This window comes from Chryseobacterium sp. GQ58 (assembly GCF_059758895.1).
This window is the reverse complement of the sequence record NZ_JCAXEH010000004.1, coordinates 170,419-184,121: the sequence shown is the minus strand read 5'-3', so window position 1 is coordinate 184,121 and position 13,703 is coordinate 170,419. Positions and strand designations below refer to the sequence as shown.

Annotated in this window: 14 protein-coding genes; 11 read left to right on the top strand and 3 right to left on the bottom strand. The window is 36.1% G+C overall.

Annotated features, from left to right (window positions below; translation table 11 throughout):
* Positions 1–3: 3 nt before the first annotated feature.
* The 10 genes from nuoF to AC6CHK_RS12245 all read left to right on the top strand — a co-directional run bounded on the left by nuoF (position 4) and on the right by AC6CHK_RS12245 (position 10,885).
* On the top strand, positions 4–1,359 hold the full coding sequence (nuoF, locus tag AC6CHK_RS12290) for an NADH-quinone oxidoreductase subunit NuoF (RefSeq protein ID WP_498096537.1): 1,356 nt from the start codon (positions 4–6) through the stop codon (positions 1,357–1,359).
* An 18-nt stretch (positions 1,360–1,377) separates the two neighbouring features.
* Complete coding sequence (locus AC6CHK_RS12285; protein ID WP_498096535.1) at positions 1,378–2,214, top strand: hypothetical protein; 837 nt, start codon at positions 1,378–1,380, stop codon at positions 2,212–2,214.
* A 57-nt stretch (positions 2,215–2,271) separates the two neighbouring features.
* On the top strand, positions 2,272–3,273 hold the full coding sequence (locus tag AC6CHK_RS12280) for an NADH-quinone oxidoreductase subunit G (protein WP_498096533.1): 1,002 nt from the start codon (positions 2,272–2,274) through the stop codon (positions 3,271–3,273).
* 79 nt (positions 3,274–3,352) lie between these two features.
* Entirely contained in the window at positions 3,353–4,414 is a 1,062-nt protein-coding gene (gene nuoH, locus AC6CHK_RS12275) for an NADH-quinone oxidoreductase subunit NuoH (RefSeq protein WP_498096531.1), read from the top strand.
* 151 nt (positions 4,415–4,565) lie between these two features.
* Positions 4,566–5,120 carry a NuoI/complex I 23 kDa subunit family protein gene (locus AC6CHK_RS12270; protein ID WP_498096529.1) on the top strand — a complete coding sequence of 185 codons (555 nt, stop codon included), beginning with the start codon at positions 4,566–4,568 and terminating at the stop codon, positions 5,118–5,120.
* Positions 5,120–5,617 (top strand): NADH-quinone oxidoreductase subunit J family protein, encoded by a 498-nt coding sequence (locus tag AC6CHK_RS12265; RefSeq protein WP_498096527.1) that lies wholly within the window; start codon positions 5,120–5,122, stop codon positions 5,615–5,617. The genes AC6CHK_RS12270 and AC6CHK_RS12265 overlap by 1 nt, the downstream gene beginning before the upstream one ends.
* A 4-nt stretch (positions 5,618–5,621) precedes the next feature.
* A complete protein-coding gene (gene nuoK / locus AC6CHK_RS12260; RefSeq protein ID WP_498096525.1) occupies positions 5,622–5,951 on the top strand; it encodes an NADH-quinone oxidoreductase subunit NuoK in 330 nt (109 codons plus the stop codon).
* 3 nt (positions 5,952–5,954) lie between these two features.
* Positions 5,955–7,868 (top strand): NADH-quinone oxidoreductase subunit L, encoded by a 1,914-nt coding sequence (gene nuoL / locus AC6CHK_RS12255; protein ID WP_498096523.1) that lies wholly within the window; start codon positions 5,955–5,957, stop codon positions 7,866–7,868.
* Positions 7,868–9,361: a complex I subunit 4 family protein gene (locus AC6CHK_RS12250; RefSeq protein WP_498096521.1), complete on the top strand. Its 1,494-nt coding sequence runs from the start codon at positions 7,868–7,870 to the stop codon at positions 9,359–9,361. Before nuoL ends, AC6CHK_RS12250 begins: the two co-directional genes overlap by 1 nt.
* Before the next feature lie 138 nt (positions 9,362–9,499).
* Positions 9,500–10,885, top strand: coding sequence for an NADH-quinone oxidoreductase subunit N (locus AC6CHK_RS12245; RefSeq protein WP_498096519.1), 1,386 nt, complete (start codon positions 9,500–9,502; stop codon positions 10,883–10,885).
* Positions 10,886–10,950: 65 nt separating this feature from the next.
* On the opposite strand, the gene AC6CHK_RS12240 is transcribed toward AC6CHK_RS12245, so the two are convergent.
* From AC6CHK_RS12240 to AC6CHK_RS12230, 3 genes are read right to left on the bottom strand one after another with little or no spacing between them, the layout of a single operon-like run.
* Positions 10,951–11,625, bottom strand: a complete 675-nt coding sequence (locus AC6CHK_RS12240) for a succinate dehydrogenase cytochrome b subunit (protein WP_498096517.1) — start codon at positions 11,623–11,625, stop codon at positions 10,951–10,953.
* Positions 11,626–11,635: 10 nt separating this feature from the next.
* Complete coding sequence (locus AC6CHK_RS12235) at positions 11,636–12,388, bottom strand: SDR family oxidoreductase (RefSeq protein WP_498096515.1); 753 nt, start codon at positions 12,386–12,388, stop codon at positions 11,636–11,638.
* 60 nt (positions 12,389–12,448) lie between these two features.
* Entirely contained in the window at positions 12,449–13,024 is a 576-nt protein-coding gene (locus AC6CHK_RS12230; protein ID WP_498096513.1) for a Crp/Fnr family transcriptional regulator, read from the bottom strand.
* 154 nt (positions 13,025–13,178) lie between these two features.
* Between AC6CHK_RS12230 and AC6CHK_RS12225 the strand changes: the two genes are divergently transcribed.
* Entirely contained in the window at positions 13,179–13,664 is a 486-nt protein-coding gene (locus AC6CHK_RS12225) for a hypothetical protein (RefSeq protein WP_498096511.1), read from the top strand.
* Positions 13,665–13,703 lie beyond the last annotated feature (39 nt).

Genomic DNA, 13,703 nt, shown 5'->3' with positions numbered 1-13,703 from the left:
ACGATGAGTAAAAAACTTTTACTTAAAGACGCACATATAGAAGGTATTCGCTATTTTGAAACTTACCGCAAACAGGGAGGTTACACGGCAGCTGAAAAAGCCTTGAAAATGACGCCCGATGAAATTTTGGAAGAAGTAAAAACTTCCGGACTTCGTGGTCGTGGTGGCGCCGGATTCCCGACCGGAATGAAATGGAGCTTTCTGGCAAAACCGGAAGGCGTACCAAGACATTTGGTCGTGAATGCCGATGAATCTGAACCGGGAACTTTCAAAGACAGATATTTGATGGAATTTCTTCCTCATTTATTGATCGAAGGAATGCTAATTTCATCTTTTTGTTTAGGTTCGAATGTTTCTTATATCTACATCCGTGGAGAATATTCATGGATTCCTGATATTTTGGAAGAAGCTATTGAAGAAGCTAAAGCTGCGGGATTTTTAGGTAAAAACATCTTAGGAACAGGTTTCGATTGTGAAATCTATGTTCAAAGAGGTGGTGGAGCTTATATCTGCGGTGAAGAAACTGCTTTACTTGAATCTCTTGAAGGTAAAAGAGGAAATCCAAGATTAAAACCACCTTTCCCTGCTGTAAAAGGACTTTGGGAAAGACCAACGGTTGTAAATAATGTTGAATCTATCGCGGCAATCGTTCCTATTATTGATATTACAGGAGTTGAATACGCTAAAATCGGAGTTGGAAGATCTACAGGTACAAAATTAATTTCTGCCTGCGGAAACATCAATAAGCCTGGAGTTTATGAAATCGATATGACCATTACGGTTGAAGAATTCATTTATTCTGATGAATATTGTGGCGGTATTCCAAACGGAAAAAGATTAAAAGCATGTATTCCGGGAGGAAGTTCTGTTCCGATTGTTCCGGCAAATTTATTATTGAAAACAGTAAACGGAGAACCAAGATACATGAATTATGAATCTCTCGCAGACGGTGGTTTTGCTACCGGAACGATGATGGGTTCGGGAGGTTTCATTGTTTTGGATGAAGACCAGTGTGTTGTAGAACATACCATGACTTTGGCGAGATTTTATCACCACGAAAGTTGCGGACAGTGTACTCCTTGTCGTGAAGGAACGGGATGGATGCACAAGATTTTAAAGAAAATAGAAAAAGGAGAAGGTAAAATGGAAGACATCGATTTGCTTTGGGATATCCAGAGAAAAATCGAAGGAAACACTATTTGTCCGTTGGGTGATGCGGCAGCATGGCCTGTAGCAGCAGCGATTCGTCATTTTAGAGATGAATTCGAATGGCATGTGAAAAACCCTGAATTATGTTTAACTCAAAACTACGGCTTAGCAAATTATGCTGACCCTATTCCGGCGACAGCAAGTAATTAAAAAAGATTAAAACACAAATTGAAAAAAATATTCGTTCTTTTATTATTGATTGGACTTAGTTCAGTTAATGTAAAAGGACAAAAACAGGAGGAAAACAGCAGAGTTTTCAAAAAAGGAAGCGTAATGTTGTTTTGGGGATGGAATAATGCAAAATATTCAAAATCTGATATTCGTTTTAAAGGAAATGGATATGACTTTCAACTAAATAACGTTGTTGCCAATGACAGGCAGACGAAGTTTGATTGGGGAATATATTTTAATCCGGCTTATATAACGATTCCGCAGGTAAATTATAAAATTACCTTTTTCCCGAAAGATAATTTTGGAATTTCTTTGGGAATGGATCATATGAAATATGTAATGCCTCAAAACCAGATTGTAGATTTTAAAGGATATATTGATAATCCTGAATATGCAGGAATGGTAAATAACGGAAAAGTAGACCTGAATAGTGGAGAATTTTTACAATTCGAACATACAGACGGTCTTAATTATATAAATATTGGAGCTCAAAAATATCATAATGTTTTAAATAAAAAACATATCGGTATTTTCCTGAGTTATGGAGGCGGACTTGGTGCTTTACTTCCAAAATCCAATGTTACACTGATGGGAAATGAAAGAAGCGACAGATTCCATTTGGCAGGATTCGGATTGGATGCGAGAGCAGCGGTAAGTGTAGTTATTATTAAACATATTGTTTTGCAGGCAGAAGGAAAGCTTGGCTACATCAATATGCCGGATATTAAAACTACATTGAACGATAAGCCGGATAAAGCTTTACAGGATTTTACCTTTGCACAGGTGAATTTTGGAATTGGATATACATTTAATAAAACAAAAAGATCAAAGTAATTTGATTTTAATTTAATAAAACAGAACTATTGCTTACCGCATATAAAGCGAAAAAATATGAGCGAAGAGGTTAAAAAATTCAAAATAACTATAGACGGACAAACTACCGAAGTTTTGCCTGGAACTTCTATTTTGGAAGCTGCAAGACAAATCGGTGGAAAATCTGTTCCTCCGGCAATGTGTTATTACAGCAAATTGGAAACCAGTGGAGGAAGATGCAGAACTTGTTTGGTGGAAGTTTCTAAAGGTTCGGAAGCAGACCCGCGTCCGATGCCAAAGTTGGTAGCAAGCTGCAGAACAAATGTGATGGACGGGATGGAAGTGAAAAACCTTTCTTCTGAAAAAGCTCAGGAAGGCAGAAAAGCCGTTACCGAGTTTTTGTTGGTAAATCACCCTTTAGACTGCCCGGTTTGTGATCAGGCTGGTGAATGTCACCTTCAGGATCTGGGCTATGAATACGGTAATCCCGAAACCAGAACCGAATTTGAAAGAAATACATATGATGCAGACGACCTTGGTCCGAACATCAAATTGAATATGAACCGTTGTATCTTGTGTGCAAGATGCGTTTTGGCAGCTAATCAATTAACTGGTGAGCGTGAACACGGAATTCTTTTCAGAGGAGATCATGCCGAAATTTCAACTTACTTAAATAAAGCATTAGACAACGATTTCATAGGAAACGTTATCGATGTTTGCCCGGTTGGAGCTTTGACGGATAGAACTGCACGTTTTTCAAGCAGAGTTTGGTTTACAAAACCAATGAATGCAACTTGCAAATGTGATAAATGTTCAGGAAAAGCAACAGTTTATATGAAAGGTGACGAGATTATAAGAGTTACCGCAAGAAAAGACCAATGGGGCGAGGTTGAAGAATTTATCTGTGATACATGCCGTTTCCATAGAAAAGAACTTTCAGACTGGAATATTGAAGGGCCAAGACATATCGACAGACATTCGGTAATTTCTTTAAATCATTATGAAAAGCCAAAAGACGAATTGAGAGTTTTAGACAATCCATTGGCGAAAGAGATCAGCGAAAAAGACGAAAAATTATAATAAAAATTATAAATTTTAAATTATAGATTTTAAATGAATTCACAATCTATAATCTAAAATCTAAAATCTAAAATTCAGAATGGATTTACTTACATTTAAATTAATACTTGTACTGGCACTTTTCCTGTTATCATTGACGGTAGCAGCCTACTCTACTTGGGCAGAAAGAAAAGTTGCAGCAATCATGCAGGACAGAATCGGGCCAAACAGAGCAGGACCATTCGGATTATTACAGCCGCTTGCAGATGGTGGAAAATTTTTCTTTAAAGAAGATTTTACTCCCGCAAACGCTGAAAGATTCCTTTTTGTTTTGGGACCGGCATTGGTAATGTTTATTTCATTGATTACCGGAGCTGTTATTCCTTGGGGTAAAACCTTAAATTTTGGCGGAGTTTCTTACGACTTGCAGGTTGCCAATATTGATGTTGGTGTACTTTTCATCATCGGAATGGCTTCCATTGGTGTCTATGGGATTATGATCGGAGGCTGGGCTTCCAACAACAAATATTCATTATTGGGTGCAATCCGTGCTTCTTCGCAGATGATTTCTTACGAATTGGCAATGGGATTGGCATTACTTTCAATCATCATGATGACGGGAAGTTTAGATTTAAAAGTAATTACAGAAACTCAGTCTTCAGGAAAGCTTTGGGGTCTTTTTGAATTAGACGGTTTAAACTGGAATATCCTTTATCAGCCTTTGGCATTCCTTATTTTCTTTGTTGCGGCTTTGGCAGAGACCAACCGCCACCCTTTCGATTTACCTGAATGCGAATCTGAATTGGTAACAGGATATTCAACAGAATATTCTTCAATGAAATTAGGTTTATACATGTTTGGAGAATATGTAAACATGTTTATATCCAATGCATTCATCGTTGTTTTGTTTTTCGGTGGTTACAACTATCCGGGAATTGAATGGGTAACTCAGAATTGGGGAGAAAATGCTGCAGGAATTTTAAGTATTGTTGCGTTTTTAACTAAAACAATCATAGGGATTTTGATCTTTATGTGGATCAGATGGACGCTTCCGAGATTCAGATACGATCAGTTGATGCATTTGGGTTGGAAAACTTTGATTCCATTGGCATTATTAAATCTTATGATTACCGGTGCAGTTATTTTAGCATTCGGAAATTAAGAAAAATGAAATAAGTTGATCCGATAATTTGATGATAAAATTTAAAACTTTATCTTACGGTTTTTCATCATCAGCTATTAATATTAATAAAATTAAGATCAATGACGGGATTTGAAAAAATCTAATGTCTAACATCTAATATCAATAATAAATGAAACTTACGAACAGATCAAAAGTTGTTTCTAATAAAGAGATGACCCTTTCTGAAAAAATCTACCTTCCGGCGATTTTTAAAGGAATGGGAATTACCCTTAAGCATGCTGTGAAAACCGTTGTAAAAGGTGCTCCTTCCGTTCAGTATCCTGAGGTACAAAAACCGAGAGCCAAAGTTTGGCGTGGTCTTCATGTGCTGAAAAGAGATGAAGAAGGAAGAGAAAGGTGTACAGCTTGCGGATTGTGCGCAGTTGCATGTCCGGCTGAGGCCATTACGATGACTGCGGCAGAAAGAACAAAAGAAGAAAAAGATCTTTACAGAGAAGAAAAATATGCTTCAGTATACGAAATCAATATGTTGAGATGTATTTTCTGCGGTATGTGTGAAGAGGCTTGCCCAAAATCTGCTATTTATCTTACAGACAGATTGGTAGATGTAGAAACCAACAGAGGATCTTTCGTTTACGGAAAAGATAAGTTGGTTGAAAAAATAAATGAAAGGATTGACATTACAGCAAGACAATCCGAGAAACAAAAAAATGCGGTAAAATAATGGATCAGTTTTTATTTTTCTTGGTGGCATTTTTAGCAGTTTCAAGTGCAGTTTACTTTGTATTTGCGAGAAATCCTCTTTATGCTATTTTGTCATTAATTGTTACAATGTTTTCGATTGCCGGAATGTACATTCTTCTGAATGCTCAGTTTTTAGCGATTATTCAGATCATCGTTTACGCAGGTGCGATCATGGTTTTATTCCTTTATATCTTGATGATGCTAAACCTTAATAAAGAAGACGAAAGTAAGAAGAACAATGCTTTAAAGTTTGTTGGAGTTTTTACAGCCTGTCTTTTATTGATTGGGGTTTTAGGGGTTTTCAGAGGAATTCAGGAAAATCACGTGGTTGTAGAAAACGTAGATAAAGGCGTTGGTCTTACAAAAAATCTTGGAAGACTTTTGTTTAACGAATATGTTTTGCCGTTTGAGCTTGCTTCCATCCTGATTTTAGCAGGTATTGTAGGTGCGGTATTAATTGGTAAAAGAGATTTATAAAATTATGGGAGAAGTAAATACATTTATGCAAAGCGTCCCTTTGGAATATTTCATCATACTTTGTTCAGTTTTGTTCTGTCTTGGTGTGTTGGGAGTGTTGTTGAGAAAAAATGCGATCGTAATTTTGGGTTGTGTGGAGCTTATGCTGAATTCTGTAAACCTTTTGTTGGCTGCATTTTCAGCATACAACGGGAACAGTGACGGACAACTTTTAGTTTTCTTCATTATGGTGGTTGCGGCTGCAGAAGTTGCTGTAGGTTTGGCAATTATTGCGATGCTATATAGAAATACCCGTTCTGTGGATGTGAGTATATTTAATAAATTAAGAGGATAAAGAATGGAGAATTTAGTCTATGCAATAATACTTTTACCACTTTTAGGTTTTCTTATTAACGGTTTATTCGGGAAAAATCTTCCAAAAATAGTTGTTGGAAGCTTGGCAACGATTGCTGTTTTCGGATCTTTCTGTATTGCGGTAAGCTTATTTCTGAACTTTGATTCTGAAAGCCAACCCGTAATCGTAAAAGCTTTTGAATGGTTCAGAGTTAATGGAATTCAAATCAACTTCGGTTTCCAGATTGATCAGCTGTCATTGATGATGGTGATGATCATCACAGGAATCGGATCTCTGATTCACCTCTACTCTATCGGATATATGAGTCATGATAAAGGTTTTTATAAGTTTTTTACTTATTTAAATCTATTTATCTTCTCGATGTTACTTTTGGTAATGGGAAGCAACTACTTAATCTTATTCATCGGATGGGAAGGTGTAGGTTTGTGTTCTTACTTACTCATCGGTTTCTGGTACACCAACGAAGAATATGGGAAAGCGGCAAGAAAAGCTTTCATCATGAACAGAATTGGTGACCTTGCTTTGTTGATCGGAATCTTTATGATTGCTTCTCAAACAAACGCAGTTGATTATTTAACAGTAGCTCAAAACGCAGGAAAATTTGAACTAGACGGAACGATCATCATATTTATTACAGCGAGTTTATTTATCGGTGCTACCGGAAAATCTGCTCAGGTTCCTTTATATACTTGGTTACCCGATGCGATGGCAGGTCCGACACCGGTTTCTGCATTGATTCACGCTGCGACGATGGTAACGGCAGGTATTTATTTGGTAGTAAGATCAAACTTCTTATTTACTTTAGCTCCAACCGTTCAGGACGGAATTTTATTAATCGGATTCTTAACCGCAGCGTTGGCAGGTTTCTATGCACTTCGTCAAAATGACATCAAAAAAGTATTGGCATATTCTACAGTTTCACAGCTTGGTTTCATGTTTATTGCTTTAGGTTTAGGAGCATATACAACTGCAATGTTCCACGTAATGACGCACGCTTTCTTCAAAGCTTTGTTATTCTTGGGAGCTGGTTCTGTAATCCACGCGATGAGCAATGAACAGGATATGCGTTTTATGGGAGGTTTGAAAAAATACATTCCAATTACTCACGCAACTTTCCTGATCGGAACATTGGCAATTTCAGGTTTCCCTTTACTTTCGGGAATGATCTCAAAAGACGAAATTTTAGTGGCAGCTTATGCTAAAAACCCTATTTACTGGGGAATGCTATTTGTTTTAGCCGCTGTAACTGCAACTTATATGTTTAGATTGTATTATTTGACTTTTCATGGAGAATTCAGAGGTACGGAAGATCAAAAACATCATTTACATGAAAGTCCATTAAATATGACTTTACCATTAATTGTTTTGGCAGTGCTTTCTGTAGTCGGAGGTTTTATCAATCTTCCTCACTTCATCGGTCACGGTCATTATGCTAAATTAATGGAATGGCTAAAACCTGTTTTGACACCGGAAAGCTACAAACAAATGGAAACTACACTTTCTGGTGTAAACTTTACCACTGAAATGATCTTGTTGGGCGCAACGGTTCTGATGTTCTTCTCGGTTTGGTTTTTCGTGAAAAACACGTACGTTAATAAGAAAAAAAGAGCGATCGCTGAAGAAGATTATACCGGATGGGAAAGGCTTTCTGCTAAAAAATTATATATAGACGAACTTTACAATGCATTAATTGTAAAAACTGTAGAAGGATTGGGACGTGGCGGAAAAATGTTTGACAAAGGCGTTTTAGACCGTATCGTAGATTACGTGGGAGAAGGTGCTGAAGACAGCGGAAGATCAATGAAACGTATTCAGAACGGAAATGTAGAAAACTACATTCTGATCATGTCTTTAGCTGTGGGAATTATACTGATTGTTAACTTTATATTACAATAATGTCTTATTTACTATTAACATTATTACTTTTACCTCTTGTAGGTTCGGGATTGGTTTTTGCTTGGAAAAATACATCCAGCAAATACCTGGCATTGGGAATTGCTTTGATTCAAATGTTGCTTACTTTTTATGTACTTTCGGATTTCGATTTTACTCCGACTGTAGATAGTAAGCTGCAATACGAAATCACGTATCCCTGGTCACAATTTATTAAAAGCACTCTTCATTTCGGAATTGACGGAATGAGCATGCTGCTTTTATTGCTGACTAATATTTTAATGCCATTAATTATTTTATCTTCATTTAACGAAAATGTAAGCTATAAAAACTCTTTCTACGGTTTGATTTTGCTGATGCAATTCGGATTGGTTGGTGTTTTCACTGCTTTAGACGGATTACTGTTCTACATTTTCTGGGAAGTAACCTTAATTCCGATCTGGTTTATCGCCGCACTTTGGGGTCAGGAAAACAAAAGACTGGAGTTTACCACAAAATTCTTCGTGTATACTTTCGTGGGATCTTTGTTTATGTTGGCAGGTTTAATCTACGTTTACACACACTCAGCATCATTTGCTTTGACAGATTTGTATAACGCAAACCTTGGCGAGACTCAGCAGATTGTTGTTTTCTGGTTTATTTTCTTTGCATTTGCAGTAAAACTTCCGGTTTTCCCGTTCCATACTTGGCAACCGGATACTTATACTTATTCTCCTACTCAAGGATCGATGTTATTATCGGGGATTATGCTTAAAATGGCAATTTATGGCGTTCTGCGTTATTTATTACCGATTACACCAACAGCTATCTTTGGAATTTCGGGGCAAATCGTGATTATTTTAGCAATTATAGGAATTGTTCACGGTGCTTTGATTGCTATTATTCAGGTCGATATGAAGAGAATCATTGCCTATTCTTCTTTCTCTCACGTGGGATTAATGGTTGCAGGTATTTTCTCTTCCGCAGTTCTTACTTTAAGAGGAACTTTTACAATCGAAGGAGCCGAAGGAGCTTTGGTACAGACATTTGCTCACGGTATCAACGTGGTAGGTTTATTTTTCTGTGCAGATATTTTATATAAAAGGTTTAAATCAAGAGACATCAGACAGATGGGAGGTTTGGCGAAAGTCGCTCCGAAATTTGCCGTTTTGTTTTTAATCATCATATTAGGTTCAATGGGAGTTCCGTTGACAAATGGTTTCATCGGAGAATTTATTTTGATTAAATCTGTTTTTGATTTTAATGTATTGGCTTCCGTTATTGCCGGTCTTACCGTTATTCTTTGTGCAGTTTACTTATTGAGATTCTACGGAAAAGCAATGTTCGGACAAGGAGATGAGGCAGTATTGAGCACAGCAAAAGATTTATCGGCGGTAGAATTTTCAGTATTGGCAAGTATTGCGGTATTTGTAATTCTTTTAGGTATTTTCCCGCAGCCGGTAATCGATATGGTGAATAGCTCGTTGAAGTTTATTTATTCTTCAATGATTAATTAAATTAAAAGATTTAAATAGTAAAAAGATTAAGAATTAAGAGGTAAAAAGTAAGAAGAACAAGGCAAAAAGCTCAACTTAAACATTGAACTGAAAACCTTAAACTAAAAACTTTAAACCTTCTCATCTCAAATATAAATTATGAGTGTTTTAATTATTGTTTTCCTAACCGCAGTTGCTGCATTATTTTCGGGAGTTTTTGAAAAAGGGAAATTCGCAAGATACATTGGAATTTCGGGGTTAATCATTGCATTTTATGTAAGTTTTTTACCTGAAGCTTCATTTTTTGAGCAATACAGACATATGTATGAATACAGCGCGAATGCTGCGTTATTCACCAAAATTTCTATTGTGACGACATTACTGCTTTTCTTTTTGGGAGGTTTTGCATTCAGCAATCACAGAAGCCACCAATCAGAATTATATGCATTGATGCTTTTCGCACTTTGTGGCGGGATTATCCTTTTCGGTTTCCAGAATTTAGTGACTTTATTCTTAGGAATTGAGATTCTTTCCATTCCTTTATATGTAATGGCCGGAGCAAACAAAACAGATTTGAGATCCAACGAAGCTTCTATCAAATATTTCTTGATGGGCGCATTCGCAACAGGTTTTTTACTGTTTGGTATCGCATTTATCTACGGAAGTACAGGAACTTTTGATTTATATAAAATTCAGGAATTCAGCGTAAGCAATCCTAAAAACATCATGTTGATTTTAGGAGTTATTTTAATGCTTTGCGCAATGTCATTCAAAGTTGCTTTGGCGCCTTTCCACATGTGGAGCCCGGATGTTTATGTTGGTTCACCTTCGTTAATTACCGCTTTTATGGCGAGCGTTGTGAAAATCTCTGGTTTTTATGCATTATTCAGATTAATGACAATCGGATTTTCCGGTGTTACCGCTGAATGGATCAACATTTTAGGTGTATTCCTGATTATTACTTTATTTCTTGCAAACGCAATGGGACTTGCGCAGACCAATGCAAAAAGAATGTTGGCGTATTCGTCAGTTTCTCATGCAGGATATATCGGGTTGGTTTTCTTCGGAATGAATGCACTTTCAACGTATACATTAGCATTTTATTTATTTGCATATTCGCTTTCAACAGTTGGAGTTTTTATGTGCCTAATTTGGGTTGAAAAAATAAAAAGAGAAACTTCTTTCGGAGCATTCAAAGGCTTGGCAAAAACAGAACCTTTATTGGCGGTTGTTGCAACGATTTCTTTGCTTTCAATGGCGGGAATCCCTTTAACAGCTGGTTTTATGGGCAAATTTTCTTTATTTGCTCAGGCATTAAGCAACGATAACAATACATTTTTGGTCATCATTGCCGTTTTAGGTTCTGCAATTTCTATTGCTTATTACTTAAGATTAATTATTGCTATGTTTTTCTTTAAAGAGACTACTTTCAAAACCTCTGAAAAAGTGACCCTAACTTACAATATTGTTGCAGTATTTATTATCGCATCCATCGTGGCTTTAGGCGTTTTTCCGGATTTATTTGCAAGACAATTCGGTTTATAAAAACCATTTAAAAATATAGAAAAAGCACAACGATTGTTGTGCTTTTTTCTTCTATAAAAAAAATATTACTCCCCGATCCAATCCAAATAAATTGCAACAGGCATCATCGCCATAATAAATGGTATAACATAAGAAAACATAATTCCTAAAAATAAGATCATTGCATTATATTTTCGATGATTGATTCCCAATGATTGAAATGCACTTTTGAAACCGTGAAGCAAATGCCAAAACAGGAGAAAGCATGAAAAAACATATAAGAAAACCTGAAAAGGGTTCTGGAACTTCTCAACCATCATTTTATAAAGCGGCAGCTCATCTCCATGTAAAAACTGATGGGTTCGGTTTGGAATCCAAAAATTAGACGTATGTACAATTAAAAACAAGAGAAGTAAAGTTCCTAATAATGCCATACTTCTGCTATACCATGTGCTGTTTTTAGATTCTTTTTTTACGGCATAGCTTATCGGTCTTGCTTTCTTATTTTGCCTCCAAATCATTAAACCCTGAATGATGTGAATCAAAAAACCAATAATCAGCACAACTTCTATTGTCCGGATAACAGGATTGGTGCCCATAAAATGAGCACCAATATTGAAAGTCTGTCCGCCGTCATCGAAAAATATCAAAGCATTAACTGCACAATGTACCAGTAGAAAACTTATCAAGAATAAGCCTGTAGTCGCCATCACTACTTTTCTACCAATGGAACTCGTTATGAATCCTTTCAATCCATTCATAATCTCACATTTATCTTTGATTAGCAGGATTTGAGATCCAGTCCTGGTATTTAATCTCACTTTCAAAAACTGCCTTTTCAGGAAGCAACGTGTCCGTTTCAAGGACTGCTCCAAAATAAGGAGCTTCACTTTGGATGATAATATTTGACGGACGATTCATCGCAGAAAGATAATTATCAATCCAAGTATTCATTGTCATTTTTTCGGAACCTGCAATTTCAGCAATACCATTCGTTGGATTTTGTAATACACTTTTAGCTAAAAACTTTGCCACCTCTGAACTTGCAATAGGCTGCACAAAAGCATCAGATACAAAAACACCATCTTCTTTTGCACTGGAAGCTGCAATACCGCCGGCGAACTCAAAAAACTGAGTCGCGTGTACTATTGAATAAGGAATGGGAGACTTTGCTATCAATTCTTCCTGAGCCTGCTTTGCTCTGAAATAACCACTTTCACCAAGTTTCTGCGTTCCTACAACAGACAATGCAATATGGTGTTTCACATCGGCTTTCTGCTCAGACTCCAAAAGATTGGTTGTCGAAGTTTTGAAAAAGTTCATCACATCATCGTCAGTAAATGAAGGTGAATTTGAAACATCCACTACAACATCTGCGTTTTTTAATGCGGCATCCAGGCCTTCACCCGTGATTGTGTTTACTCCCTTGTTTGGAGATGCTACAATCACTTCATGCTGATCTTTTAAAAGATTCGTAAGTTGAGAACCGATAAGACCGGTACCTCCGATAATTACTATTTTCATTGTTTTAAATTTTTATTAAACAAAGGTCAGCAACTTCGGTCTGGAAAAACTTAAACTAGTTTAAGAACGAAAACTCTCATTAAGAACTACCAGTTCATCGGTTGAAATCCCCATATAGGATGCAAAGACATCATTAGGAAAACGTTTAACCAAATCAGGATACTGCGTACAGAAATAATTATGAAAATCTTCTTTAGTTGTGGTAGCAAATGTTTTCTGTTTCTGCAACGAAGCACCATAAGCCTTCATATGCACCTTATTGAAATAAATTCCCATAAACGGATAATCGAGTAATAGCTGTTCGAAATTTTCTTTTTTAATCGCTAAAACTTCAGTTGATTCGAGCGTTGCAATACCAAAATTCGAGACACTAGATCCTAAGAAAGCATTATATTCTGTCAACCACCATTCTTCGATCGCAAAATGAATGGTATTTTTATGTCCATCATGATCTGTAAAATAAATGTGCATACAGCCTGATATGACAAAATAAAAATGATTTACCGTATCTCCTTCATTGATAACCACATGATTTGCGGGGAAAGTCTGCTTTTCAAAATAATCAAGTACTTTGTCTATTTCATATTTAAAACTTGGAATTAATTTTACAATATGCTGTTGCAATTGATTCTTCATATTTATTAGTTTTATAAAAGATACATATTCTTTATCTTTACAAAAGTATTTAATAATCCAAAAAGTCATACTAAAATGTTTGAATTTCTCGACAATGACCTTATGATTTATAACTTCATTTTAAACTAATTTTACATCATAATTTATAAAAGATATGAAAAGAATCGTACTGACAGGAATAATGGCTTTCGGAGGATTTTTAACAGCAAATGCACAATGTAAAACTGTAACTACAATTACAGAAAATTTTGATGCTTGGAAAGATATTAATAAATGTTGGACTTCTCAGCAGGGAAAAGCAATGCTTTATACCAGTGACAAAAAAATTGTCTTCTATTCGATGACTAATCCCGGAGAAAATATGTATCTGGTGACTCCAAAAATTAAAGCCGGAAAATATACACTTACTTTTGATATTTCAGATAACGGCGGAGAAACTGCATTAGAACTGTTCTCAATAGGCAACAAATCAGATGCAAAATCTTATGTATCAATAGCTAAATCTTCAAAAATAACAACTGGAAAAAAAACATTTGACATTTCTTTAAAAAAGGATTCAAATTTGGGTTTGAAAGTTTTGTTGAATGGAATGCATCAAGCAGTATATGTGGATAATTTTTCTTTAAAGCCTAAGAAATAAATCATCTTATATTCCAATTAAATCGTTATTCAAAGTCGT

Bases quoted from the DNA above. Each gene is read 5' to 3' on its own strand.
- nuoF (WP_498096537.1), top strand. From the start codon at position 4: ATGAGTAAAAAACTTTTACTTAAAGACGCACATATAGAAGGTATTCGC.
- AC6CHK_RS12280 (WP_498096533.1), top strand. From the start codon at position 2,272: ATGAGCGAAGAGGTTAAAAAATTCAAAATAACTATAGACGGACAAACT.
- nuoH (WP_498096531.1), top strand. From the start codon at position 3,353: ATGGATTTACTTACATTTAAATTAATACTTGTACTGGCACTTTTCCTG.
- AC6CHK_RS12270 (WP_498096529.1), top strand. From the start codon at position 4,566: ATGAAACTTACGAACAGATCAAAAGTTGTTTCTAATAAAGAGATGACC.
- AC6CHK_RS12265 (WP_498096527.1), top strand. From the start codon at position 5,120: ATGGATCAGTTTTTATTTTTCTTGGTGGCATTTTTAGCAGTTTCAAGT.
- nuoK (WP_498096525.1), top strand. From the start codon at position 5,622: ATGGGAGAAGTAAATACATTTATGCAAAGCGTCCCTTTGGAATATTTC.
- nuoL (WP_498096523.1), top strand. From the start codon at position 5,955: ATGGAGAATTTAGTCTATGCAATAATACTTTTACCACTTTTAGGTTTT.
- AC6CHK_RS12250 (WP_498096521.1), top strand. From the start codon at position 7,868: ATGTCTTATTTACTATTAACATTATTACTTTTACCTCTTGTAGGTTCG.
- AC6CHK_RS12245 (WP_498096519.1), top strand. From the start codon at position 9,500: ATGAGTGTTTTAATTATTGTTTTCCTAACCGCAGTTGCTGCATTATTT.
- AC6CHK_RS12240 (WP_498096517.1), bottom strand. From the start codon at position 11,625: ATGAATGGATTGAAAGGATTCATAACGAGTTCCATTGGTAGAAAAGTA.
- AC6CHK_RS12235 (WP_498096515.1), bottom strand. From the start codon at position 12,388: ATGAAAATAGTAATTATCGGAGGTACCGGTCTTATCGGTTCTCAACTT.
- AC6CHK_RS12230 (WP_498096513.1), bottom strand. From the start codon at position 13,024: ATGAAGAATCAATTGCAACAGCATATTGTAAAATTAATTCCAAGTTTT.
- AC6CHK_RS12225 (WP_498096511.1), top strand. From the start codon at position 13,179: ATGAAAAGAATCGTACTGACAGGAATAATGGCTTTCGGAGGATTTTTA.